This is a genomic window from Leisingera sp. ANG-M1, from assembly GCF_000813745.1.
GTDB lineage: Bacteria > Pseudomonadota > Alphaproteobacteria > Rhodobacterales > Rhodobacteraceae > Leisingera.
In genome coordinates this window covers 130,492-155,431 of sequence record NZ_JWLC01000015.1, presented here as the reverse complement: position 1 = coordinate 155,431, position 24,940 = coordinate 130,492, and the positions used below count along the sequence as shown (strand labels likewise).

The window sequence follows — 24,940 nt, the reverse complement described above, 5'->3', positions numbered from 1 at the left end:
AGATTGGGATCAGCCCAGCACCCGGCCCGCCACTGCGTCCAGCTTGGCCAGCAGTGCCGGGTCGCGCTTCTCCGGCGCGGTCATGATCGCGTATTCCAGCGCCTTGTCGCAGCCATGCGGGCAGTCGGCGCGGGTCTTGCCCAGCAGGCCGGGCAGGCGGCGCACCAGTTCGCGGGCGTTGGCGGAGTTTCCTTGCAAAGTCGCAATGATGTCAGTGATGTCCACTGCACCATGCTCGGGGTGCCAGCTGTCGTAGTCGGTGACCATGGCCACCGAGGCATAGCACAGCTCTGCCTCGCGGGCGAGCTTGGCTTCGGGCATGTTGGTCATGCCAATGACGTCGCAGCCCCATTGCTCGCGGTACATCCTGCTTTCCGCCATCGAGGAGAACTGCGGCCCCTCCATGCACAGGTAAGTGCCGCCGCGATGAACATTGACGCCCGCATCCCGCGCTGCCGCCTCTGCCGCGTCCGACAGCCGCTCGCAGGTCGGGTGCGCGACGCTCACATGAGCAACGCAGCCGGTGCCGAAGAAGCTTTTTTCACGCGCGAAAGTGCGGTCAATGAACTGATCCACAACCACAAAATCGCCCGGTGCCATCTCCTCGCGGAACGAGCCGCAGGCGGAGACGGAAAACACATCCGTCACCCCCAGCCGCTTCAGCGCGTCGATATTGGCGCGGTAGGGGACCTCAGTGGGGGAATGCACATGGCCGCGGCCGTGGCGGGGCAGGAAGGCCATTCTGACGCCGTCCAGCGAGCCGGTCAGGATCTGATCCGACGGCGCCCCCCAAGGGGTGTCTACAGTGGCCCACTCGGCGCCTTCCAGCCCGTCGATCTCATAAATGCCGGAGCCGCCAATCACGGCGATCATGGTTTCCTTGGTCAAGCTCTGCCCTCCTGATGCTGCTGTTCGGGATATGCGCAAGGGAGGGCGGTTTTGGCAAGAGCAAGGTGATAAACTGGGGGTGACAGGCGTGCAGCATCTGTGCACCCCCTGTGCACCGGGCGGATGCTGCGAGTTCGGATTTTGCCTTCGGCAAGAGTATTTGGGGAAAGATGAAGGGGCGGGGCCTATTCGCGCCGGATGATCCCGGTCAGCGCCGCCGCGCCGAGGGCGGTGACGATCCAGCCCATGGTGGTGAAGACCCAGCGCAGCCACCAAAGGTGATACCCCCACCAGCCGCGCTCGGTCGAGGGCGCCCAGGCGTCAGTCTGGCCGAGGTCGATGATGGGAACTACAAGATCCGCTGCATAGGCGTAACGATTGAAGGTCTCCCAATCTTTGCCGGGCACGGTGCTGCTCCATTCCTTGGACGGGTTGTCCGAATCCCTCGCAAGGTGTTGCCATTCTGGTGAAGTGAGCATTGGCCCGGAGTTTGGAGCGAAACTGCCTTCTTTCCAGGCTTTGTGTGCAGGATAGATGGCTACCGCCCAAAGAAAGACGAGAGCGGCTAAGCTTTTGCCCGGGCGATAGCCATAATCCGTGAGAAAGTTCAGGGCCATGTGCCAGAACCAGATTATTGGGAGGGGCAGCAGGACTCTGAGAAACTCAAACTCAGTTCCAGTAAACCAAATACGTTCCGCACGGGCGTTTCGAGCAAGTTTTTGTGCCAAGGAAATGCGGACCTCTTTAGCATCCGCCTCATGCCCCATTTCATGCAGCACCTTGGCGAGCTGTTTGTACGGTTGGGGGTAGAACTCTCCCTCCCAGTGATCCCCCCGCGCCAGCCAGTTGAGCCGGGTGCGGGCATCGGTTGATCCAGCAATGCGGCGATAGGTGAATCCGTCAAGGATGAGGTGCCCGCTGTCCGGCCAGCAGTCAGGATCATCCACCAAGTCACCGCAGTGTGCAGTGGTCAGGTCAATGGACCCCTGTACAGTGACCTGATCGCGAAAGAAAAAGCCTTGGCCAATCTCAGCGTCCTGGAGGTTTAGTGCCGTTCTGCCCCGGTTCTGGAACTCTGCGCCATTGCATTCCAGCGCCCCGCCGGTTTTGAGGCCGTTCAGATCCGCCGCGCCGAAGATTTTTACGGAGCGGAGGAAAAGGGTCTGGCCAATCTCAGCGTCCTGGAGGTTCAGCGCCGTCCCGCCCTTGTTCTGGAACTCTGCGCCGTCGCAACCTAGCTGCCCGCCGACCTTAAGTCCGGCAGCGTCAAGAAATGGCAGTTTGCAGGCGTGCAGCCGAAAGTCTTTCAAGGCGTTGCAGCGGGAGGCATCAATGCCATGCTGGAAACAGCAGTTATGCAGCAGCATGTTGCCGAGGATTTCGCAATCCGCCAGATCCAATTCACCACTGATCAGCGCTCCTGTCAGCATAACGCCGACTTCGGTGACTTGACTGCTTTCGCAGCCGCCGCGCAGGAAGAAACGCAGCACATCGGCGCGGATGTGGCGGTCAGCGGGCAGCGACGACCAGTCCGCTGGCTCGGGCGGGGTTTGACTCTCGGGACCGCAGTTGCAGAATTCACCGGCCATTGCCATCTGCATCAGCTTTTCCTCGGCCTCGGTGGGGTCAATCTCTGCCCAGCTTTTGAATCGCTGCATCTCAAATCCTTCAAACCGAATAGGGGGATCATCAGCGGCTTGGGGCGCGTTTTCAAGGCGGGGCGAGCGGTGTAGGTGCAACAAGCGCTAAAGTTTTATCCCTGTCCATCTGAGCAGATACCTCGCGTGCGGAAGGTAGCGGCAGGGAGGGTGGCCTCGTTGCGTCCCGCAGATGCGGTATTCCCTGCGGAAGGCCCGCGCCCTTGCCCCAAAGGCGCATTTCCGCTAGGGGCGGGCGCAACAGCTTTCCTCCCGAGCACAGGTAGACCTTATGAGACGCGCAGCCATGGCTTTGCTGGCCAAGCAGATTTCCCCGCCCAATCTTTCGATCATGCAGGACGAGGGCTTTACCGTGGGCCGCGTGCGCACTGAATTGCTGTCCGGCCTGACCGTGGCGCTGGCGCTGGTGCCTGAAGCCGTCGCCTTTGCATTCGTTGCTGGGGTGCATCCGCTGGTCGGCCTCTATGCGGCTTTCATGGTGGGGCTGATCACCGCGGTGTTCGGCGGCCGGCCCGGGATGATCTCGGGTGCGACCGGCGCGCTGGCGGTGGTGATGGTGGCGCTGGTGGCGCAGCACGGGGTTGAGTACCTCTTTGCCACCGTGGTGCTGATGGGGATTTTGCAGATCATCGCGGGCGTCATGCATTGGGGCAAGTTCATCCGCCTGGTGCCGCATCCGGTGATGCTGGGCTTTGTGAACGGGCTGGCCATCGTGATCTTCCTGGCGCAGCTGACGCAGTTCAAGGTGCCGGGTTCGGGCGGTGCGGAATGGCTGAGCGGGATGCAGCTGTACATGATGCTGGGGCTGGTTGGCCTTACAATGCTGATCATCTGGGGGATGCCGAAGATCACATCCGTTATCCCGGCGCCGCTGGCAGGGATCGGCGTTGTTGCGGTTCTGGTCATTGCGCTGAATATCGATGTGCCGACCGTGGGCGACATGGCCTCGATCAAAGGCGGGTTCCCGAGCTTCCACAATCCGTTTGGCACCGGTGAAGGTCTTTATGGCACAGCCCTGGCGCCGTTCACGCTGGAGGCACTGTGGATCATCCTGCCCTATGCGGTGATCCTGGCGGCGATTGGCCTGATTGAGAGCCTCCTGACGCTGAACCTGGTGGGCGAGATCACCGGCAAGCGCGGCGGCGCGAGCCAGGAGTGCATTGCGCAGGGTGCCTCCAACGTGGTGACCGGTTTCTTTGGCGGCATGGGCGGCTGTGCGATGATCGGCCAGTCGATGATTAATGTGAAATCGGGCGGCCGGACGCGGATTGCGGGCATTGCCGCGGCGCTGTTCCTGCTTCTGTTCATCGTGGTGGCCTCGCCGCTGATCGAGCAGATCCCGCTGGCGGCCCTGGTGGGTGTGATGTTCATGGTGGTGATCGGCACCTTTGCCTGGAACAGCCTCAAGATCATGCGGAAGGTGCCGATGATGGACGCCTTTGTGATCGTTCTGGTGACGGTTGTGACGGTAATGTCGGATCTGGCAGTTGCGGTGGTTGTGGGCGTGATCGTCTCGGCGCTGGCCTATGCCTGGAACAATGCGCGCCGCATCCACGCCTATACCCGCGAGTCGGAAAGCGATAAGGGCGCGAAGGTCTATGAGATTGAAGGGCCGCTGTTCTTTGGCTCCACTGACGGGTTCATCGAGCTGTTCGACGTGGCAGGCGACCCGGAGCATGTGATCGTCGACTTCGCTCGCAGCCGGGTGGTGGACCAGTCTGCGCTGCAGGCAGTTGAGGCAGTGGCAGGCAAGTATGAAGCCGAGGGCAAGAAGCTGGTGCTGCGGCACTTGAGCCGGGATTGCCACCAGCTGCTGACCAAGGCAGGACACCTGATGGTCGATAGCGACGATGACCCCGAATATGAGGTCGCGGTCGATTACTCGGTCAAGACCGGGATTCTGGGCGGCCACTGAAGCCTGGCTGGTGTTAGAAAATTGTCCGCGGTTCTGGCGAACCGCGGGCTTTTTTTGTTTTGGGAAGGGGCTTCAGGCTCACCATACCAGCAAACGCTGGTCCGGATCCTCCGTCCCCTGATCCGTGCCTGCCACAGCGCCTCGGGCCGCGCCAGCACAATGGCCGCATCCACGCCTGGCGGCGCGGAGCCTCGGCAATTCTGCTGGCCCGTCCCTGCGGGCGGTGCCTGTCCTGTCTCAGGCGACGGCGGCTCCGGACCAGCAGATGCCAGGCTCTGGGGTCAGTCGGGCGCGAGGGTTTCCAGCATGTCGAGGTCGCCCGCGAGGAGGGCGGGTTCGGCGCGGGTCAGCAGCTCGGCTGGCCAGTCCCACCATTTGAGGCTGAGGAGCCGGGCGATCTGCGGTTTGGGGAAGCGGAAGCTTTGCACCGCGCCCGGGTTGCCGGTGACGATAGCATAAGGCGGGATGGTGCCGCGCACCACTGCGCCTGCGCCGATAATGGCGCCGTCGCCAACCCGGGCGCCGGGCAGGATCAGGACACCGTAGCCGATCCAGACGTCATTACCGATCACCGTGTCGCGGGTGTCGGGCTGGTAGCCTGCCATCTGGCCCGGATCGAACACCGGGAAGGGATAGCAGCTGAGCCCGTCCTGGGCATGGTTGGCCGAGGAGGTGATGAAGCGCACCCCGTGAGCGATCTGGCAGAAACGGCCTATGATCAAGCGTTCCCGCGCACCAGGGAACAAATAGGGGGCCAGGTGCTGGGCCCAGTTCTCCGGCGGGCCGAAATCTGAGGCATAGGAGTAGTCACCGGCCTGGATGTTGGGATGATCCAGCACTTGGGACAGCATGACGGTGCCTTCATGCTGGCTGCCATCGGGCAGGGTGACCGGGTTCTTGAGAGACGGATCAGGCAGCGGCATCCTAGGGCCTCACTCGCCGGGGCGGGACAGGGAAAACAGGTCGCGCACCACCGAGTAGTCGCGGTAGCCGAGGCGGGCCAGCGGCTGGAAAGTTGTGACATCAAAGGCGCCGTCGCGCAGGCAGTCGTCGCGCAGGTGCACGCCGGTGACTTCGCCGAACACAACTTTGTTAGCCTCACCCGGCAGGGTGACGATGCGGGTAAGCTTGCATTCCAGTGCAGCCGGAGCCGCTGCGACGCGGGCGCAGTTTATGGTCTCGCATTCGGTGGCGCCGAGGCCTGCGTGGGCGAACTCATCAGTCTCCTTGGGCAGGGCGCCGGAGCTGGCGTTCATCGCGTCCCGCAGCGCGTAGGAAACAACGTTGACGCAGAACACGCCGGTCGCCTCGATATTGGCGACCGAGTCCTTGGTGCCTTCCTGGTCCGGCTTGGCGCTGGTGGAGGCAAACATCACTTGCGGCGGGGTGTAGGCCACTGCATTGAAAAAGGAATAGGGCGCCAGATTGTTCACCCCGTCTGCGGAGCGCGAGGAAATCCAGCCGATGGGGCGGGGCGTGACAATGGCGTTGAACGGATTGTGGGGGAGGCCATGGCCGTCTTCGGGGCGGTAGAACATGCGGGGGTCCTGCTCTGGTCTATAGGTGTTTGCCCAAGGCTTACGCCCGTGCTAGGCCAAACGCCAGCCTGCAGGGGAAATTGGCGGAGACAGGGCGGAGACTGGGCGGCGTGATCGAGTTGACAGCGGAAACTGCGGACGACCGGTGGGAGGTCGAGGCGCTGTATGACCTGTGCTTTGCACCGGGCCGCGAGGCGTTGTCGTCCTACCGCCTGCGCGACGGGGTGCCGCCAGTTCCGGGTCTCAGCCAGGTGGCCCGCGACAGCGACGGCATTCTGGCCGCGGCAATCCGCTTCTGGCCGGTGCTGATCGGGGATGCGCCTGCTTTGCTGCTGGGGCCGGTGGCGGTGCACCCGACCCGCCAGGGGGAAGGTTTGGGCGGTTCCTTGATTCGCGACAGCCTGGCCAAGGGTGAAGAAACCGGCTGGGCGCGGGTGATGCTGGTGGGGGATGCGCCCTATTACCAGCGTTTTGGTTTTACCAAGCTTTCCGGCGTGGAAATGCCGCCGCCGACCAACCCGGAGCGGGTGCTGGGGCTGGCGCTGCAAGATGGCGCCTGGGAAGGCATTCAAGGCCAGGTTGCCCGCTGGCAGGGTTGAAATCGGGCCTCATGCTGCCGATCTTTGAAAGGGCAGAGGAGGCGCGTGTGGCAGATATTGTGACGAAAGCGCGGGAGGTAAGCCCGCAGGATGTGGAAGCCGAGCTGGACGCCTTGGCCAAGCGGTACCGCGCGGCCGGAGGCTTTGGCGTGGATCTGCTGAACCGGCTGGGCGGCAGCGGCGAGAGCCTGCTGGAACGTTTGCCCGCACCTGTGCGGGAGGGGCTAACAGGAGCCACGGAATCCGCATTGCGGTTTGCTATGAAGGGCGCCAGCCAATCGCGCCGCCTGGTGCCGGACCAGAAGCCGGGTGTCGACCGGGTGGTGAGCGCTGCCATGGGCGCGGCAGGCGGTGCTGCGGGGCTGCCGGGAGCGCTGGTGGAGCTGCCTGCGACCACGGCCTTTCTGCTGCGGAGCATTCAGGGCGCCGCTGCTGCCGAAGGGTTTGACCCCGAGGCCGAGAGCGTAACCTTCGATTGCATTCAGGTGTTTGCGTCGGCTGGCCCTCTTGCCGAGGATGACGGGGCAGACTTTGGGTTCGTCTCGGTTCGGCTGGGCCTGCCGGGAGGATTGCACAAGCTGATTGCCCAGGTGGCGCCGAAGCTGGGTGCAGTGCTGGGGCAGAAGCTGGCCGCTCAGGCTGTGCCGGTTGCAGGCGCTGTGGCCGGGGCGACCATCAACTATGTCTTTGCAGGCTATTACCGGGAAATGGCGCATGTGCATTTCGGACTGCGGCGGCTCGCGGTGGAGGCCGATGTGCCGCATGACGCGCTTGCCGCCCGGCTGCGGATGCGGCTGCAAAGCGATGGCGCAAAGCGTTGAGTGGTAAGAGGTCTTGCGCTCGCTGGAAATGGAGATTTAATCAGCCTTTCCTGCTAAGAGGGAAAGCATGATTCAATACAGCCTCAAATGTGCGGACGGCCATGCGTTCGACAGCTGGTTCCAGTCGGCGGCGGCTTTTGACAAGCTGGCTGCGGCCGGGATGGTGACTTGCGCAGTCTGCGGCGGCACCAGCGTTGAAAAAGCCATCATGGCGCCGCGGGTGCGTCCCGGGCGCAAGGCAGTCTCTGGCGTGGGCGAGCCTGAGCGGCAGACGGCCCCTGCCGTAGCACCGGCCAATGTGCCCGCTCAAGTTCCCGTGCCCGCTCCAGCGTCGGCAGGTCCCGGCATGCTCAGCCGTCCGTCCGGCGAGGTCGAGCAGGCAATTGCCGATCTGCGTAAAAAAGTTGAGGAAAACTCCGACTATGTCGGGGACGGCTTTGTGCAGGAAGCCCGCGCCATGCATCTGGGCGAGGCGCCGGAACGGGCCATCCATGGCGAGGCCAGGCTGGAAGACGCGCGCGAGCTGATCGAGGAAGGCGTGCCGGTGATGCCGCTGCCGTTCCGCCCGGGCCGCAAATCAAACTGACGTAACTCGAACTGAAGGGCCTGAGGCATGCATGCAGTTGTGACGGGAACCAGCCGCGGGATTGGCAAGGCGCTGGTGCAGCGGCTGCAGGAGGCGGGCTATGAGGTGACCGGCACCTCGCGCGACCATTCCTCGGGCGTGCGGCTGGATGTCTCGGACCCCGGCCAGCAGGCGCGGTTTGCAGCCCAGATCAAGAACCGGCCGGTGGACCTGCTGGTTTGCAACGCGGGTGTTTATATCGACAAGGCGATGGCGCTGGAGGATTACTCGGCCGAGGTCTGGGCCAAGACACTGGCGGCCAATGTGACCGGTGTGTTCCTGACAGTGCAGGCGATGCTGCCGAACTTGCGGCTGGCGGAAGAGCCAAAGATCGCCATTCTGTCATCGCAAATGGCCAGCCAAGCGCGGGCGCCGGGCGGCAGCTATGCCTACCGCGCGTCAAAAGCGGCAGCGCTGAATATCGGGCGGAACCTGGCCACGGATCTGCAGCCTGAGGGAATCGCTGTTGGGATCTACCACCCGGGCTGGGTGCGCACCGATATGGGCGGCGATGAAGGCGACATCACGGTCGAAGAGTCGGTGGCCGGTCTGATCAATGAATTCGACGTCCTGGCTGTGGAAACCACCGGCTGCTTCCACACCTGGGACGGCCGTATTCACCCCTATTGAACCGAACTGGCCGACCTAGGGCAGGAGGCTCCCGCGCCCGCAGGTGCCTGGCTGCGCCAGCCCCCTTGGCGGCCTTGGGCCGGGCGCCGCGCGAATGCGCGGCGCAGCACCGCACAAGCGTGCGGTGCCATGCCCAACGGGATGAGGGCCTGCCCAGGCCCGGAGCCGGGCGGGAGCACTCCGCCGATCTGTTTGAAATCGCTCTGGCCGGTACTAAAAAAGCCGGTGCGGAGCGCGCACCGGCTGATTTTTTGAAGCAGATGGCCCCGTAGGGCCCTGGCCTTATTCCCAGCAGCTGACCAGCACCGTCATGCCGGAGGCAAGCCGGGTGATCGCCGCATTGGGCAGGCTGCCTGCGGAGGTGTTCTGTTCAGCGGCGCTGAGGCCCGCTGCGCTCAGGGCGCCGCGGATGGCTTCGGCGTTGACTGCAAAGCTGACGCCTTCGGGCAGTTGCTTGCCCTCAATCTGACGCGGCAGCAGCATGCCCAGCACCGCGCCGGTGCTGTCCAGAACCGGGCCGCCGGCATCGCCGGGCTGTGCCGCCAGCTCGAGGCGGGCGACGCCGGTGTTGCCGTCCAGGCTCTTCAAATCGGCGATCTTGCCCCAGGTGAGGCTGGGCGCGCCGAGCACGCCCTCATAGGAGAAACCGGAAACGGCGACTTCGGACTGCAGCCGCGGCGAGGCGGTGCTGAGGCCGGCCACTGCGGCAGGCGCCAGTGCCTGTGCGGGTTTCAGGATGGCGATGCCGTCAGCGGTGTTATTGGCTGCAACCTCGGCCTGGTAGCCGTGATCCAGGGTGATCCTGGTGCAGCCTGCCACCACGTCAGAGGTGGTCAGCACGCTGCCTTCGCCGTCCACGAAGAACCCCGAACGCGACAGTTTCGGCTTGCGGATATCAAGACCGGAGACCAGGTCGATGCTTTGCACCGCATCGCCGCCCTCGGCCGGGTCCAGCACACCGTCCAGGCGGGTGAAGCTTGCCTGCATTGCGGCCAGGATACGGGCGCGGCGGTCTTCATCGCCTGCGGGCCAGATCAAGGTGAAGCCTTTGACTTCGCCGTTCTTCAGGCTGGCCTGGGTGAAGGAGACGATCTTGCTGTTGCGGCCTTCAATGGTGAAGCTGTCGGTGCCGCGCTGGCGCGGGCCCTCCAGCGGCACGATTTCCAGCGTCTGCAGGATGTCGTAGAGGCCAAACAGGGTGCGCTTGTCGCCGGGCTGGCTGATCAGCAGCAGCTGCGCGCCCAGATCGCCTGTGCTGGCGTAATGGGCAAAGGGCGATTCATAACGGTCAAAACCCACCTCGCCCGCGGGGATCTGCAGGGCGATGCCGGCCTTGACGTCTTCAACCCGGGCCATGCCAGCCGAGATCAGCGGTGCGTTGTACTCATCCATCAGCACCTGGCGCTGGGCGGTTGTCAGCACGCCGGTCGGCTCAAAGCCGCGGGCGGTCTGCCAGTCGCTCATCGAGCGGCGGGTGCCGCGGCCGAAGGCGCCGTCGATCGAGGAATTGTAGAAACCGGCCGCCTGCAGGGCCACTTGCAGTTCCATCCGCTGTTCGCGCGTCAGCGAGCGCTCGCTGCGCCGGGCCTGGGCCGGGGTTTCATCGGGCAGGGTGGTTTGAATGGCGGCCTGCTGCTCCGGCCCCGAGGCTGCGGGGGCTGCCGGCGCAGGGGCCGGCTCCACGGGCTGGCTGGCATCTGCTGCCACCGGGTAGAACTGGCTGCGCAGATTGCGGCGGAAGGCGATGAAGCTGTCGCGCGGGATCTGGCCCTCAGCCCGATAGACCTGCAGCACCCGTTCAGCGTCTTCGCGGGCGTAGGGGCCGATCACCACCCCGTACCAGCCGCCGCCAAGCGCATAGCCCGAGACATCGGGCAGCTGGGCGGCGAAGGCGCGGGCTTCATTTTCGGCCTCGCGCAGCGACGGCCGGGCGGCGATCTGGATCCAGACCGCATCGCGGCTGCTTTGCGCGGAAACCGGCGCAGCGAACGCAATGGCCAGCGCAATCAGCGGCAGGGCCAGAGCGGCAAACAGTTTTTTCATTTTCAGGGCCTCGTATCCCAGCGAACTCTTATTCTTTGCTGCGGAGATTAAGCATTTTGCGGCGGCAAATGGAACTCCTGATCGCAGGGGGAATTCCCGACCTGTTGCCGCATTTGTGCAATTTTGTTGCCCATAGTGAGCAGCGCGCGGGCAGGATCGCCGGGTGCAGGGCCGGACAGGGCGTTGACCCTGCCCATAGCCTTGCATAGGAAGATCCCCGCAATTGCTGCGCCGGCTGCCTGCAAAGGCCGGCACCCCAAAAGGGATATGAGATGACCCAGACCAACGGCGCGCCGCGCTCCTTCCAAGAGATTATTTTGAGGCTTCAGAACTACTGGGCCGCTAAAGGCTGCGCGGTGATGCAGCCCTATGACATGGAAGTCGGCGCCGGTACCTTCCACCCGGCGACCACGCTGCGCTCGCTGGGATCCAAGGCCTGGGCCGCAGCCTATGTGCAGCCCTCGCGCCGTCCGACCGACGGGCGCTATGGCGAGAACCCGAACCGGCTGCAGCATTACTACCAGTACCAGGTGCTGATCAAACCTTCGCCGCCCAATTTGCAGGAACTGTATCTGGGCTCGCTGGAGGCGATCGGCGTCGACATGGCGCTGCATGACATCCGTTTTGTCGAGGATGACTGGGAGAGCCCGACCCTGGGCGCCTGGGGCTTGGGCTGGGAAGTGTGGTGCGACGGTATGGAAGTCAGCCAGTTCACCTATTTCCAGCAGGTGGGCGGCCATGACTGCCATCCTGTTTCGGGCGAGCTGACCTATGGTCTGGAGCGTCTGGCAATGTATGTGCTGGGTGTCGACCACGTGATGGACATGCCCTTCAACGACCCGGATGCGCTGATCCCGCTGACCTACGGCGACGTGTTCAAGCAGACCGAAGAAGAATACGCCCGCTGGAACTTTGACGTGGCCAACACCGAGGTGCTGCTGCGCCATTTCGAGGAGGCCGAGGCCGAATGCGCCGCTATCCTGGCGCAGGAGCATCAGGACCCGAAGACCGGCAAGCGCATCATCATGGCGCATCCGGCTTACGACCAGTGCATCAAGGCGTCCCACATCTTCAACCTGTTGGACGCGCGCGGGGTGATTTCGGTCACTGAGCGCCAGGCCTACATCGGCCGCGTCCGCGCCCTGGCCAAGCAGTGCGCCGACGCCTTTGTGCTGACCGAGGCCGGCGGCCACGCAGCTGACAGCGCAGCCTGAGCAAGGGACAGCACGTTATGGGGAAGTTCCTCGCTCTGATCCTGATCGTCTCCGGCCTCGCGGCCGGCGGGGCGATGTATTATCTGCAGGTCTATGGCTTCTACGACGAGGTTGAATTGCAGCCGGGCCGCGACGTGATGCTGGTGCCTTTGGGCGGCGGCGAAGCGCAGCCGGTGGCCTATGCGGACTTTGAGGCGATTGACGCCGGCAGTTCGCCGATCCGTTACCGCGCCTGCTTCTCCACCAAGGTATCGCCGGATGAACTGGCGCAGGTCTTCACCCTGTCGGACAAGGTCGAGCCGCGCAATGCGCCGCCCTGGTTCGACTGTTTTGATGCCGCCGCCATTGGTGCCAGGCTGGCCGACGGCTCGGCCAAGTCGTTCCTGTCGGTCAAGAATATCTCTTACGGCGTCGACCGGATTGTCGCGGTCACCGACGACGGCCGCGGCTATGTCTGGCATGAGCTGAACAAATGCGGCCAGAAAGCCTACGACGGCACCGTGGTGGGCGAGGAATGCCCGCCCCGGCCTGAGGCAGGCGGAGGGAATTGATGACCCTGTTCGCCGCGCCCGATCTTTCCAATTATTCTGCTGCGCTCCTTTGCGCGGCCATCCGTGAGGATATCTGATGCCTGATCTGCTGATTGAACTGTTTTCCGAGGAAATCCCTGCCCGCATGCAGGCGCGTGCGGCAGAGGACCTTAAAAAGCGCGTGACAGACGGTCTGGTTGAGGCGGGCCTCACTTATGCCGGTGCAGCGGCGCTGTCGACTCCGCGCCGCCTGACACTGGCAGTCGACGGCCTGCTGGCAGAAAGCCCCACCATCCGCGAAGAGCGCAAAGGCCCAAAGGTCGGCGCGCCGGATAAGGCGATCGAGGGCTTTCTGCGCGGTGCAGGCCTGACCCGCGATCAGCTGGAAGAGCGCGACACCCCAAAGGGCGCGGTTTATTTCGCGATGATCGAAAGGCCGGGCCGACCGGCGGCGGAGATCATCGCCGAAGTGCTGGAAGCCACCATCCGCAACTTCCCCTGGCCCAAGTCCATGCGCTGGGGCGCGGGTTCCTTGCGCTGGGTACGGCCGCTGCACTCGATCCTTTGCATTCTGTCGGATGAGGCAGGCGCTTCAATTGTCGATATGGACATCGAGGGCATCAAGTCGGGCAACACTACCCGCGGCCACCGTTTCATGGCGCCGGATGAGATTACGGTTACTGGCTTTGACGACTACTCTGCTAAGCTGAAGCGCGCCTATGTGGTGCTGGACGCCCGCGAACGGGCCGAGGCGATCTGGCAGGAAGCCACCAACCAGGCTTTTGCCAATGGCTTGGATGTGGTCGAGGACAAGGGCCTCTTGGCCGAGGTCGCAGGGCTGGTCGAATGGCCGGTGGTGCTGATGGGCGCCATCGGCGAGGAGTTCCTGGAGCTGCCGCCGGAGGTGCTGCAGACGTCGATGAAGGAGCACCAGAAGTTCTTCTCGGTGAGGAACCCCAAGACAGGGCGCATCGAGCGCTTCATCACTGTCGCCAACCGCGAGACTGCGGACAACGGTGCGACCATCTTGGCGGGCAATCAGAAGGTGCTTTCGGCGCGTCTGGCCGACGCAAAATTCTTCTGGGAGAACGACCTGCGCACGGTGAGGGAGCAGGGTTTTGAACCGTGGGTGGAAAAACTGGAGAGTGTGACCTTCCACGCGCAACTGGGCTCTGTCGGCGGTCAGGTCAACCGCATCGCGGCTCTGGCGCAGGCACTGGCGTCCAAGGTGGACGCCGATCCTGCGCTGGCACTGATGGCGGCGCAAGCCTGCAAGGGCGACCTCTGCTCCGAGATGGTGTTCGAGTTCCCGGAACTGCAAGGGCTGATGGGCCGCTATTATGCGGATGCGGCAGAGCTGCCGGCTGAAATCGGCAAGGCGAGCGAGGAGCATTACTCGCCGCTGGGCCCGTCGGATGATGTGCCGTCAGAACCGGTTTCGGTTGCGGTGGCGCTGGCCGAGAAGCTGGATAAACTGACGGGTTTCTGGGCGATTGATGAAAAGCCGACGGGCTCCAAGGATCCTTATGCGCTCCGCCGCGCCGCGCTGGGGGTGATCCGGCTGGTATTGGAGAATGATCTGCGGCTGAACCTGAAGGAAAGTTTCGAGGCGGCACTGCAGACCCTGCTGAAACTTGCTGAATGGCAGGGCGCACTGCTGGAAGCCAAGGCTGCGGAGAAAGGCGCAACAGGCGAGGAGCTGGAGGCCGCCAAGAAACGTGTGCATGACATGGCGCATCAAGTGGAGGCCGCCATCGCAGTGACTGCGTCTGCCTCTTCTGATCTTCTGTCGTTCTTCCACGACCGCCTGAAGGTCTTCCTGCGCGATCAGGGCATCCGTCACGACGTGATCGACGCCTGCATCGCGATGGACGGCAGCGACGATCTGACCCTGCTGGTCAAACGCGCCCGTGCGCTGGAGGATTTCCTGAAGACCGGTGATGGCGAAAACCTGCTGCAGGGCTTCAAGCGCGCCAGCAACATCCTCAGCCAGGCCGAGGAGAAGGACGGGGTCGAATACTCCTTTGGTGCCGACCGCAAATTTGCCGAGGACGACAGCGAAAAGGCCCTGTTCGATGCGCTTGCAGCGGGCGGGGATGCGATCTCTCCGGCCATCGAGGCCGAAGATTTCGCGGCAGCCATGCGGGGCATGGCCGCCCTGCGTGCGCCCATCGATGCGTTTTTTGAGGCGGTGCAGGTGAATGCGGAGAACGAGATTGTCCGCCGCAACCGCCTGAACCTGCTGAGCCAGATCCGCCAGGTCTGCGGCCAGGTCGCGGATCTCACCAAGGTGGAAGGGTAAGCAGAGACCCTGCTGCTTCTTTCTGGTCTTAAATACTCCCGCCGGAGGCACCGGCCTTTCCGCCAGGAAAGGCCGGTATTCTTTTGCCGGCCCGCGAACAAGCGTCAGCAACTTGTTACAAGACCCTTGCGCGAACTCCCCATCCCCTTATGGTGACAGGCAAAGGAGACGTGCTGCAGTGCAGAAAGATTTCGTACAGACCCCGCCGGCCTCGCTGATCACTTCGACCGCGCCGATTGCCACAGCCTCTCATGGCGGCCGGGCGAAATGCCTGCAGCGGCTGGTGCGGCTGGACCTGCCGGTACCGCGCACGGTGGCGCTGTCCTTTGATGCGGTGCATGCGATTGCCGAAGGGCAGATGCCGGACCTGTCCGCGGTGCTGGGCGAATTCGACACGGATGCGCTGCTGTGCGTGCGGCCGTCTTCGGAAGATCCTGATTGGGGCGGGCCGGGGGCAATCCTGAACATCGGTATGAACGACGCCCGGTATGTGGACCTGTGCGACAGCCTGGGGCGTGATGCGGCAGCGGCGCTGTACCTGCGGTTTGTGCAATCTTATGCGGTGCATGTGGCGCGGCTGGATCCGGATGTGTTCGACGATGTCGAGGATGGCGGGCCGGATGCGCTGACCGAGATCCTGCACGCCTACGAGGCGGAAACGGATGAGCATTTCCCGCAGGACCCGGGCGAGCAGCTGGCGGCGGTGCTGCGCTCGATGGCGCGGGCCTGGGAGGGGACCTCGGCACGGTTGTTGCGCCAGGCCAAGGGCGCGCCGGCAGATGCCGGCCTCGGGCTGGTGGTGCAGGAGATGATCCCCGGTGTCGGCCAGGGCGAATGCGGGTCCGGCGTGCTGCAGCTGGTGAACTCCGCCACCGGCAGCCCGCAGCTGACCGGGCGCTATCTGAGCCAGAGCCAGGGCCGCGATGCGCTGGGGGCGGGCACTAAGGCGCTCTACCTGGGGAAGGACGACCGGGGACCGTCGCTGGAGGATGTGGCGCCGGAGGCTTTTGCCGATCTGAAAACCCACGCGGCGCTGATGCGGCAGCGGCTGCGCGAGGAGATGCAGGTCGAGTTTGTCATCGAAAACGGCCGGGTTCATATCCTGGACGGGGTGCGGGTGGCGCGGTCGGCGCGGGCAGCGGTGCGGATTGCGGTGGCGCTGGCCGAGGATGGCATCATCCCGCAGGAAGAAGCGCTGATGCGGCTTGATGCGCATATGCTGAACGAGCTTTTGCACCGGCAGGTGGCGCCGGATGCGGATCGCGATGTCATCGGCTGCGGCATTGCCGCAAGCCCCGGTGCGGCCACCGGCAAACTGGTCTTCACTGCCGCCGAAGCGCAGGCCAGTGCCGCGCGCGGCGAGGCTTGCATCCTGGTGCGCCGGGAGACCTCGCCGGAAGATGTGCGCGGCATGCACGCGGCGGCAGGTGTGCTGACCGAGAAGGGCGGCATGACCAGCCACGCGGCGGTGATCGGCCGCGGGCTGGGTCTTCCCTGCATTGTTGGCGCCTCGAACCTGAAATTCCACAGCAAGCGCAAGATGCTGGGCGCCGAGGACGGCCGGATATTCAAGGCAGGCGATACCATCACCATTGATGGCAGCAGCGGCGAGGTGCTGGCGGGCCAGCCGGAGATGCTGGAGGCGGCGCAGGATGGCGCCTTGCAGACCATTCTGACCTGGGCGGACGAAGTGCGCGACATTGATATCCGCGCCAATGCCGACACTCCGGAAGATGCTGAAACCGCGCGGAAATTCAACGCCAAGGGCATCGGCTTGTGCCGCACCGAGCATATGTTCTTTGAACCCGGCCGTCTGACGGTGATGCGGGAGATGATCTTTGCCGAGACGCCGTCAGGGCGGGAAGCGGTGCTGGAACGCCTGCTGCCGATGCAGCGCGACGATTTCCGGGAGCTGTTCCGGATTATGGAAGGCATGCCGGTCTGCATCCGCCTGTTTGACCCGCCATTGCACGAATTCCTGCCCGCCACCAAGACCGGCCAGCGTGAGCTGTCAGAGGCGCTGGGCATTCCGGTCAGCGATGTGACCCGCCGGGTCGAGGAGATGGGCGAGTACAACCCGATGCTGGGCCTGCGCGGCGTGCGGCTGGGAGTCACGGTGCCGGAAATCTACGACATGCAGGCTCGGGCGATTTTCGAGGCGACGCTGGAGGCCTCGCAGGAGGGCGAGCCAGTGGTGCCCGAGATCATGATTCCGCTCGTCTCGGCCAAACGCGAAGTGGAACTGGTGAAGGCCCGCATCGATGCAGTGGCCGCGGCGGTAAAGTCGGAACGCGGCGAGGAGTTCACCTACCGGCTGGGCGTCATGGTGGAAACACCGCGGGCGGCACTGCGGGCGGGAGAGATTTCCCCGCATACGGCCTTCCTCAGCTTTGGTACCAACGACCTCACCCAGATGGCTTATGGGTTGTCGCGCGACGATGCCGGCCGGTTCATGTCGCAGTACGTGAACCAGGGGGTTTTCCCCGAGGATCCGTTTCATGTGCTGGATACCGACGGGGTTGGCGAGTTATTGAAGCTGGGTGTGCAGCGCGGCCGGGCAGAGAACAGCGACATCACCCTGTCGATCTGCGGCGAGCACGGCGGCAACCCCGAATCGATTGCTTTCTGCCGGGATGCAGGGTTTGATTACGTCTCTTGCTCGCCTTTCCGGGTTCCGGTGGCGCGGCTTGCTGCCGCACAGCTTGCAATCGCTGGCAAAACGGGGCAGATCGCTCCAACCTATACTAAATATTAAGAAAATTCGGAGCATCCAGCCGCGGCCGGGGTAACACCGGCCGCCTAGGTGGTGTCGCCTGATTTGCGGATCCGGCTGGAAAGCTGGACGTTTCGTACCATTTCCATTATGGGGTGCGATCGCATGTGCCAGGGGAACTAGGCGCAAGCTGCTAGGACGGGGGAACCCTGAATGAAATTGTTGACTATGATTGCCGTGATGGCTGCCACCATCACGATGGGTAAGAGTGTTGCTGCCGAAACCGGTCTGGATGCGCTGATCGAGCGCGAGCAGGCCAGTTTGAGTGCAGTGCCAGCGCGGAAATTCAGCGGATTCTTCGGGTTCCGCTCCAATCCTTTCAAAAACCGCAAGACACAGGCGCAAGTGGAATACAGCAACGCCTGGCTGGATGCCCAGCCGGAAGCCAAAGGCGACGAGCAATTCGCTTGCCTGGCCGAGGCGCTGTATTTCGAGGCGCGCGGTGAGACGGTGAAGGGCCAGTTCGCGGTGGCGGAAGTGATCCTGAACCGGGTCAGGAGCGCGCAGTTCCCGAACACGCTGTGCGGCGTGATCAAGCAGGGGACCGGTCGCAAGTACCAGTGCCAGTTCACCTACACCTGTGACGGCCACAAGGAAGTGGTGCACGAGAAAAAGGCGTATCAGCGCGTGGCAAAGGTGGCCCGGGCGGCGCTGGACGGGCTCAAGACCGAGCTGACAGAAGGTGCAACCTACTACCACACCACGGCGGTGAAGCCGCGCTGGAGCCGGACCTTCACAAACACCACGCGCATCGGTGTGCATCTGTTCTACCGGGACGATCGCTACCAGACGGCGCTCAGCAACTGATTGCCTGAAGGCGGCACCCGGGTGCCGCTTTCGGATACTGGCGTGGCGTTTGCGGCCCTGTTATGAAGGCGCCGAAAGTCTATCGTTGGGTCCCATCACCCGACCAGCCAGCCAAAGGCCCGTTTTCCCATGCCCTCTGAAATCCGCCTTGCCTTTGCGCATCCCTCCGAGCGTTCGATGGCCACTGCTGCACCGGGCCCGCTGGACCGTATCTCCCTGCGTGACCACACGGTCGAGGTTGAGATCGGCGCCTTCCAGGCTGAGCGCGGCTCCACCCAGCGGATCAGTTTCAATGTGGTGGTTGAAATCGCACCTCTGCCCAAGGACCTGGACGACGACGTTGACCGGATTCTGTCCTACGACAAGCTGACCGAGGCGATTGCTCATGAGCTGGCCGCCGAGAGGCTGAACCTCTTGGAGACCCTGGCCGAACGCGTGGCTGAGCGGATTCTGCTGGAGCATCAGGCAGTACGCGCCTTTGTTCGGATCGAGAAGCTGGACCGCGGCCCCGGCGCGCTGGGCGTCGAAGTGGTGCGCTCCAAGGATCAGCTGACTCATTCGGTGGACGAGGAAGAGCGCCCGCATCCGCGGCTGATGTATCTGTCCAACGCGGCGATCGACAGCGGCAACCTGGCGGGCTGGATCGACCAGATGCAGTGCCGTCAGCGGCCCTTGATCCTGTGCACCGAGGCGCATCCGCTGCAGGTGCCGCAAACCGGGCACAAATGGACTCAGCGCCGCATTGATCTGTTGGCGATCGAACAGAACGCCTGGCGCCTGGCTGCCAAGGACGACCGCTGTGTGGTGGTCTCGACCCGGACCGAGCTGGACTGGGCGATGAAGAACGGCCAGATTTGCGTCTGGGCGCCCTCCAAGATCGTGCTGGACGCGGTCGACGGGCCCTCGGCGCCGCCGTCGGATACGGTTGCCCTCGCGGCCTGGTTTGCGGCGACCTTTGAAGCAGGTGAAATGATTGTGCTTGGCGGGGATTTGCCTGATAATCCCGGTGTCCCCTTGCGGGCCGTCAGCGTGGAGCAAGCACAACTGTGACATATTACCGGCCGTTGGTTCGACATGGCGAGGCGCGCCCCGAAGGCGCCGTCTCTCTGGCGGGCAGTGCCCTGTGGTTCACTGAAGTCGAGATTTTAAGCCGCGAGGCGCCGCCGCGGGTGGCTCCGGTCGGCTTTGTGCCCGAGGCCGAACGCCGCCGCCTGAGCGCACGCCGCGCTTCGATTGCCGGGCTGGACATGACCCAGCCGCAGATCATGGGCATTCTGAACGTGACGCCGGACAGCTTCTCGGATGGCGGCAAGTATGCGGGCGCCGAGGCCGGCAAGGCCGCGGCGCTGCAGATGGTATCTGAGGGCGCCACGATCATTGATGTGGGCGGTGAATCCACCCGTCCCGGTGCCGAGGAAGTGGACGAAGCCGAGGAAATCACCCGCACGGCTCCGGTGATTGCAGCGATCCGCGCAGCCAGCCCGGTTCCGGTCTCCATCGACACCCGTAAGGCCAATGTCGGGATGGAGGCGCTGGAGGCCGGGGCAAACCTGCTCAACGACGTATCGGGCTTTACCTTTGATCCGGCACTGGCACCGCTGGCGGCGCAGGCCAGCGTGCCGGTCTGCATCATGCATGCACAGGGCGATCCCGCGACCATGCAGGATGACCCGCACTACGCCAATGTGCTGCTGGACGTTTTTGACTTCCTGAGCGAGCAGATCGACCGGCTGGAGGCCATCGGCGTGATCCGCGAGCAGATCGTGATCGACCCCGGCATCGGCTTTGGCAAGACCCAGGAGCACAACCTGACGCTTCTGCGCAATCTCAGCCTGTTCCATGGGCTGGGCTGCCCTATCTTGCTGGGGGTGTCCCGCAAGGGGTTCATCGGCAAGATCGGCAATGAGCCGCGCGCTGATGCAAGGGCGCCGGGTTCGATTGCAGTAGGGCTTGCGGCGCTGGCGCAAGGCGTGCAATTCCTGCGGGTGCATGACGTCGCCGAGACGGTTCAGGCGCTGCGCCTTTGGCAGGCTGTCCGCTGAGGCTTTTGGCAGGAAAACTATAATGCGTAAACTTTTTGGTACCGATGGCGTGCGCGGCACCGCCAATATTCATCCTATGACCGCGGAGATGGCGTTGCGCATCGGCGCGGCTGTGGGCCGCTATTTCCGGCGTGATGCCACCGGTGTGCACCGAGTGGTGATCGGCAAGGATACCCGGCTGTCCGGCTATATGTTTGAAAACGCCCTGACGGCGGGGCTGACCTCGACCGGCATGAACGTGCTGCTGATGGGACCGGTGCCGACTCCGGCGGTGGGACTGATGACCCGCTCGATGCGGGCGGATCTCGGTGTGATGATCTCGGCCAGCCACAACCCCTCCGAGGACAACGGCATCAAGTTCTTCGGTCCCGATGGTTTTAAACTGTCGGACAGCGCCGAGATGGAGATCGAGGCGCTGATCGACGCGGGCGTGGAGCCCGCGCAATCTGCCAACATCGGCCGCGCCAAGCGGATCGACGATGCCCGCTTCCGTTATGGCGAGCGGGTCAAAAGCTCGCTGCCGCGCAACCTGCGCCTCAACGGGCTGAAAGTGGTGATCGACTGCGCCAACGGTGCGGCACACCGGACCGCTCCGGAGATCCTGTGGGAGCTGGGCGCCGATGTGATCCCGATCGGGGTAGCGCCGGACGGTTTGAATATCAACCGCGGCTGCGGCTCCACCCAGCCGCAGACGGCAGCAGAGGCCGTAGTGGCGCATGGCGCCCATGTGGGCATCTGCCTGGATGGCGATGCTGATCGTGTGATCCTGATCGACGAGACCGGCACCGTGGCCGATGGCGACCAGCTGATGGCGCTGCTGGCGAGCCGCTGGGCCGAGCAGGGCCAGCTGGCCGGTGGCGCACTGGTGGCGACGGTGATGTCGAACCTGGGGCTGGAGCGTTTTCTGGAGAGCAAGGGGCTGGGGCTGGAGCGCACTTCGGTCGGCGACCGTTATGTGGTCGAGCGGATGCGCGAGGGCGGTTTCAACCTGGGCGGCGAACAATCCGGCCATATCGTGATGAGCGACTACGCCACCACCGGCGACGGGCTGATGGCGGGGCTGCATTTCCTGGCTGAGATGGTGCAGACCGGCAAAAAGGCCTCGGACCTGGCGCATCAGTTCGAAACCGTGCCGCAGCGGCTGCGCAATGTGCGCTTTCAAGCGGGCCAGGTGCCGCTGGAAGATGCCGGCGTGCAGGAGGCGATTGCCGCGGCTGAAAAGATGCTGGACGGCCAGGGGCGGCTTTTGATCCGCAAATCCGGAACCGAGCCTTTGGTGCGGGTGATGGCGGAATGCGAAGACGCCGGGCTGATGACCCTGGCAGTCGACAGCGTTGTGGCCGCGGTTGAGGCTGCCGTCGCGGAATAAAAACCGGGGGCTCAGCCCCCTTTGCCAAACAGGCGCCTCAGCTTGCCGAACTGGCTGAGGCCGAGGCCGCCCAGGATCATCACCATCGCCAGCAGCATCGAAGGCGGCAGCTCTTCGCCGAGGAAGACGGCGCCCAGCACCACCGCCCAGACCGGCACCTGGTAATTGGTGAGGGTCATAAAAGTGGGGCCGGCCTCGCGCACCACGATGACGCGCAACAGGTTGGCGGCGGCGGTCGGGATCAGCCCGAGGATGGCAGCTATCAGCAATGTTTTAGTATCCGGCATCACCGGCGGGCCTTCGGTGAGCCAGGCGGCCGGGAAGATGATGAAGCAGCCGATCACTAGGAAGGTGGCCGCCAGCCCCACCGGGTCCGCCGGCGGCAGGCGCCGGGTCAGGATTGAGCTGATGGAATAGCAGGCCGCTGCCGATAGGCAGGCGGCGCGGCCGTAGGCTTCCAGCTCCGCGCCGCTGCTCTCAAACGCCTTGCCGCCGATCAGCAGCGCAACGCCTGCAAAGCCGATGCAAAAGCCAATCAAGCGGCGCAGGGTTATCTGCTCGCCAGGCACGAAAAAATGCGCTAAGGGCAGTACCATCAGCGGGATCGCCGCCATGCTGACACCGGTAAAGCCCGAGGAGACATGCTGCTGGCCCCAGGAGATCAGCATGAAGGGCAGGGCGGTGCTCATGATGCCTACCAGGATCAGCGGCGTCCAGCTGGCCTCACCCTTGAACAGCTTGAATCCGCGCCAGCCCCAGACCGCGTACAAGAGCAGCGCGGCGAAGCCGATCCGCCCGGCCGCCAGCCAGAACGGGGTGAAGCCGTCCAGTGCCAGCTTGATCAGCAGAAAGGTGGCGCCCCAGACAAAGCCCAGGGTGGCAATCATCAGCCAGTAGCGCGGAGCGATATCAGGCATGGGTCCCTCGTGCCGGTTCACCGCGCGACAAGACCCCGCTGGGCGGGCGGGGTCAATGGCAATTGCTTTGTTACCGACCGAAGTGTTTGCTCTCAGGCAGTGCGCGGGCGGCGGCTGCGGCTGAGGAGGAGGCCGCCGAGGATCAGCGCCAGGGCGGCAAACAGCTGCGGCGGCAGGGTTTCTCCGAGCAGGGCTGCGCCGAACACCACCGACCAGACCGGCACCTGGTAGTTCACGGTAGACAGGAATGCAGGGCCGGCGCTGCGGGCGACTTGGACCAGCAGCACTTGGGCGAGAGCTGTTGGCAGCAGGCCGAGGTAAATCACGGCGCCCAGCGGCAGGACGGCGGGCAGTTCCGGCACGCCTTCGGCCCAGAGTGCAACGGGCGTCATCATGGCAGCTCCGCACAGGAGGGCTGCGGCGGAAAGCGATAGCATGTTCACCTGCGGGCAGAGCCGGGTGATGATCGAGCCGATGGCGTAGCAGAGCGAGGCGCCAAGGCAGGCGAGGCGGGCCAGCGATTCAAAGTCGGTTCCGGCCGAGCGGAAGGCATCCAGCCCGATCAGCACCATAACGCCGGCAAAGCCGATCAGGAAACTGATGGAGCGGCGCAGGGTCATGTTCTCACCCGGCACCAGCACATGCGCCAGCGGCAGCACAAACAGCGGCACGACGGCCATGCAGACCCCGGCAAAGCCGCTGGCCACGTAAGTCTGGCCCCAGCTGAGCAGAGTGAAGGGCAGGGCGTTGGAGAATAACCCCATTCCGGCCGCGCAAGCCCAGATGATCCGGCCCTCGCGGGAACCCAGGGAAGGCAGGGCGATGCCCATGGTCTTGACCACACCCAGGAGGCACAGCGCACCGATGGAAATCCGCAGCGCGGCGATGGTCATCGGAGGAAAGCCCCGCAGTGCCAGCGATACCGCCATGAAGGAAGCGCCCCAGATCACACCGAGGAACAGAAGCTTGGCCCAATTGGCGGCGCCGGGGGTGTCTGGCATGGGGTCACCTCATTCTCTGGCAGCACTCCATGCTTGGCTGGGTTAACTGCATCGTTTCTGTCAAATGCGGAGGGCGGCGCCTGACCCTGGCAGGGGGTGAAGCGCCCTCCCGTGGGGAGGGTCGGGCGCGGCCCGGCCTGTCGGCCGGGCGGCAGGGTCATTGAATGGCTTTCTGAAGAAAAAGGGCGCTCCAATATGGAGCGCCCTGCAGAGGAAAAGGCTGCGGAAAACTCCACGGGCGCCTTAGTTCTTCTCTTTGTCGACCATCTTGCCGGCCGAGATCCAGGGCATCATGCCGCGCAGCTTGGCGCCGGTCTCTTCGATCAGGTGCTCGTCGTTGGCGCGGCGGGAGGCTTTCAGGGTCGGCTGGCCAACCTGGTTCTCCAGCATGAAGTCGCGCACGAATTTGCCCTGCTGGATGTCTTCCAGAACCGCCTTCATGCGGGCTTTGGTTTCGTCGTACTTCAGGATGCGCGGGCCGGTGACGTACTGGCCGTACTCGGCAGTGTTGGAGATCGAGTAGTCCATGTTGGCGATGCCGCCTTCATAGATCAGGTCAACGATCAGCTTCACTTCGTGCAGGCACTCGAAGTAGGCCATTTCCGGTGCGTAGCCGGCTTCGACCAGGGTCTCGAACCCGCAGCGGATCAGCTCAACCAGGCCTCCGCAGAGAACTGCCTGCTCGCCGAACAGGTCGGTTTCGCATTCTTCGCGGAAGTTGGTTTCGATGATGCCCGAGCGGCCGCCGCCGATGGCGGAGCAGTAGGACAGGCCGGTTTCCAGCGCTTTGCCGGTGGCGTCGGTGTGAACCGCAACCAGGCAGGGCACGCCGCCGCCTTTGGTGTATTCGCCGCGCACGGTGTGGCCCGGGCCCTTGGGCGCCATCATGATGACGTCGACGCCTTCTTTCGGCTCGATCAGGCCGAAGTGCACGTTCAGGCCGTGGGCGAATGCGATGGCTGCGCCCGGACGGATGTTGTCGTGGACGTATTTCTTGTAGGTCTCTGCCTGCAGTTCGTCGGGCATGGTGAACATGATCACGTCGCACCAGGCTGCCGCTTCTGCGATGCCCATGACCTGCAGGCCTTCGCCTTCGGCTTTCTTGGCGGAGGGGGAGCCTTCGCGCAGAGCAACGACAAGGTTCTTGGCACCGGAGTCGCGCAGGTTCAGCGCGTGGGCGTGGCCCTGGGAGCCATAGCCCAGGATGGCCACTTTCTTGTCCTTGATCAGGTTCACATCGCAATCGCGGTCGTAATAAACGCGCATGA

General features: G+C 64.0%; 21 protein-coding genes. 13 read left to right on the top strand and 8 right to left on the bottom strand.

Annotation, left to right across the window (positions count from 1 at the left end; genetic code table 11):
* Positions 1-9: 9 nt before the first annotated feature.
* Together RA19_RS14170 and RA19_RS14165 are read right to left on the bottom strand one after the other, a co-directional pair.
* Positions 10-873: an S-methyl-5'-thioadenosine phosphorylase gene (locus tag RA19_RS14170; RefSeq protein WP_039163762.1), complete on the bottom strand. Its 864-nt coding sequence runs from the start codon at positions 871-873 to the stop codon at positions 10-12.
* A 200-nt stretch (positions 874-1,073) separates the two neighbouring features.
* On the bottom strand, positions 1,074-2,546 hold the full coding sequence (locus RA19_RS14165; RefSeq protein WP_039163658.1) for a hypothetical protein: 1,473 nt from the start codon (positions 2,544-2,546) through the stop codon (positions 1,074-1,076).
* 271 nt (positions 2,547-2,817) lie between these two features.
* Here RA19_RS14165 and RA19_RS14160 point away from each other — a divergent pair, with 271 nt between their 5' ends.
* Positions 2,818-4,461, top strand: coding sequence for a SulP family inorganic anion transporter (locus tag RA19_RS14160; protein WP_039163656.1), 1,644 nt, complete (start codon positions 2,818-2,820; stop codon positions 4,459-4,461).
* A gap of 281 nt (positions 4,462-4,742) precedes the next feature.
* On the opposite strand, the gene RA19_RS14155 is transcribed toward RA19_RS14160, so the two are convergent.
* The gene (locus RA19_RS14155) at positions 4,743-5,384 is read right to left on the bottom strand and encodes a CatB-related O-acetyltransferase (RefSeq protein WP_039163654.1); all 642 of its coding nucleotides are present in this window, start codon (positions 5,382-5,384) and stop codon (positions 4,743-4,745) included.
* Between the two features lie 9 nt (positions 5,385-5,393).
* On the bottom strand, positions 5,394-5,999 hold the full coding sequence (locus tag RA19_RS14150) for a flavin reductase family protein (RefSeq protein WP_039163652.1): 606 nt from the start codon (positions 5,997-5,999) through the stop codon (positions 5,394-5,396).
* Positions 6,000-6,109: 110 nt separating this feature from the next.
* On the opposite strand from RA19_RS14150, the gene RA19_RS14145 reads away from it, so the two are divergent.
* The 4 genes from RA19_RS14145 to RA19_RS14130 all read left to right on the top strand — a co-directional run bounded on the left by RA19_RS14145 (position 6,110) and on the right by RA19_RS14130 (position 8,674).
* Complete coding sequence (locus tag RA19_RS14145; protein ID WP_039163650.1) at positions 6,110-6,598, top strand: GNAT family N-acetyltransferase; 489 nt, start codon at positions 6,110-6,112, stop codon at positions 6,596-6,598.
* A 47-nt stretch (positions 6,599-6,645) separates the two neighbouring features.
* Positions 6,646-7,419, top strand: a complete 774-nt coding sequence (locus RA19_RS14140) for an EcsC family protein (protein WP_039163760.1) — start codon at positions 6,646-6,648, stop codon at positions 7,417-7,419.
* Positions 7,420-7,486: 67 nt separating this feature from the next.
* Complete coding sequence (locus tag RA19_RS14135; RefSeq protein WP_039163648.1) at positions 7,487-8,005, top strand: DUF1178 family protein; 519 nt, start codon at positions 7,487-7,489, stop codon at positions 8,003-8,005.
* Positions 8,006-8,032: 27 nt separating this feature from the next.
* Positions 8,033-8,674: an SDR family NAD(P)-dependent oxidoreductase gene (locus RA19_RS14130; protein ID WP_039163646.1), complete on the top strand. Its 642-nt coding sequence runs from the start codon at positions 8,033-8,035 to the stop codon at positions 8,672-8,674.
* Between the two features lie 282 nt (positions 8,675-8,956).
* Here RA19_RS14130 and RA19_RS14120 read toward each other — a convergent pair whose 3' ends face one another.
* Positions 8,957-10,717 (bottom strand): trypsin-like peptidase domain-containing protein, encoded by a 1,761-nt coding sequence (locus RA19_RS14120; protein ID WP_039163643.1) that lies wholly within the window; start codon positions 10,715-10,717, stop codon positions 8,957-8,959.
* Between the two features lie 272 nt (positions 10,718-10,989).
* On the opposite strand from RA19_RS14120, the gene RA19_RS14115 reads away from it, so the two are divergent.
* From RA19_RS14115 to glmM, 8 genes are all read left to right on the top strand, one after another.
* Entirely contained in the window at positions 10,990-11,931 is a 942-nt protein-coding gene (locus RA19_RS14115; RefSeq protein ID WP_039163642.1) for a glycine--tRNA ligase subunit alpha, read from the top strand.
* 17 nt (positions 11,932-11,948) lie between these two features.
* The gene (locus RA19_RS14110; RefSeq protein ID WP_039163640.1) at positions 11,949-12,482 is read left to right on the top strand and encodes a DUF6446 family protein; all 534 of its coding nucleotides are present in this window, start codon (positions 11,949-11,951) and stop codon (positions 12,480-12,482) included.
* 76 nt (positions 12,483-12,558) lie between these two features.
* Positions 12,559-14,763 carry a glycine--tRNA ligase subunit beta gene (gene glyS / locus RA19_RS14105; protein ID WP_039163638.1) on the top strand — a complete coding sequence of 735 codons (2,205 nt, stop codon included), beginning with the start codon at positions 12,559-12,561 and terminating at the stop codon, positions 14,761-14,763.
* Positions 14,764-14,941: 178 nt separating this feature from the next.
* On the top strand, positions 14,942-17,518 hold the full coding sequence (locus RA19_RS14100) for a putative PEP-binding protein (RefSeq protein WP_039163636.1): 2,577 nt from the start codon (positions 14,942-14,944) through the stop codon (positions 17,516-17,518).
* A 171-nt stretch (positions 17,519-17,689) separates the two neighbouring features.
* Positions 17,690-18,343 (top strand): cell wall hydrolase, encoded by a 654-nt coding sequence (locus RA19_RS14095; protein WP_039163634.1) that lies wholly within the window; start codon positions 17,690-17,692, stop codon positions 18,341-18,343.
* 129 nt (positions 18,344-18,472) lie between these two features.
* Entirely contained in the window at positions 18,473-19,393 is a 921-nt protein-coding gene (locus tag RA19_RS14090; RefSeq protein ID WP_039163632.1) for a dihydroneopterin aldolase, read from the top strand.
* Positions 19,390-20,385, top strand: a complete 996-nt coding sequence (gene folP / locus RA19_RS14085) for a dihydropteroate synthase (RefSeq protein ID WP_039163629.1) — start codon at positions 19,390-19,392, stop codon at positions 20,383-20,385. Before RA19_RS14090 ends, folP begins: the two co-directional genes overlap by 4 nt.
* Positions 20,386-20,407: 22 nt before the next feature.
* Entirely contained in the window at positions 20,408-21,754 is a 1,347-nt protein-coding gene (gene glmM, locus RA19_RS14080) for a phosphoglucosamine mutase (RefSeq protein ID WP_039163627.1), read from the top strand.
* A gap of 11 nt (positions 21,755-21,765) precedes the next feature.
* On the opposite strand, the gene RA19_RS14075 is transcribed toward glmM, so the two are convergent.
* The 3 genes from RA19_RS14075 to ilvC form a co-directional block, all read right to left on the bottom strand.
* A complete protein-coding gene (locus RA19_RS14075) occupies positions 21,766-22,671 on the bottom strand; it encodes a DMT family transporter (protein ID WP_039163625.1) in 906 nt (301 codons plus the stop codon).
* Positions 22,672-22,763: 92 nt separating this feature from the next.
* Positions 22,764-23,672, bottom strand: a complete 909-nt coding sequence (locus RA19_RS14070) for a DMT family transporter (RefSeq protein ID WP_039163622.1) — start codon at positions 23,670-23,672, stop codon at positions 22,764-22,766.
* Between the two features lie 243 nt (positions 23,673-23,915).
* Entirely contained in the window at positions 23,916-24,938 is a 1,023-nt protein-coding gene (gene ilvC / locus RA19_RS14065) for a ketol-acid reductoisomerase (RefSeq protein ID WP_019298383.1), read from the bottom strand.
* Between the last annotated feature and the right edge of the window lie 2 nt (positions 24,939-24,940).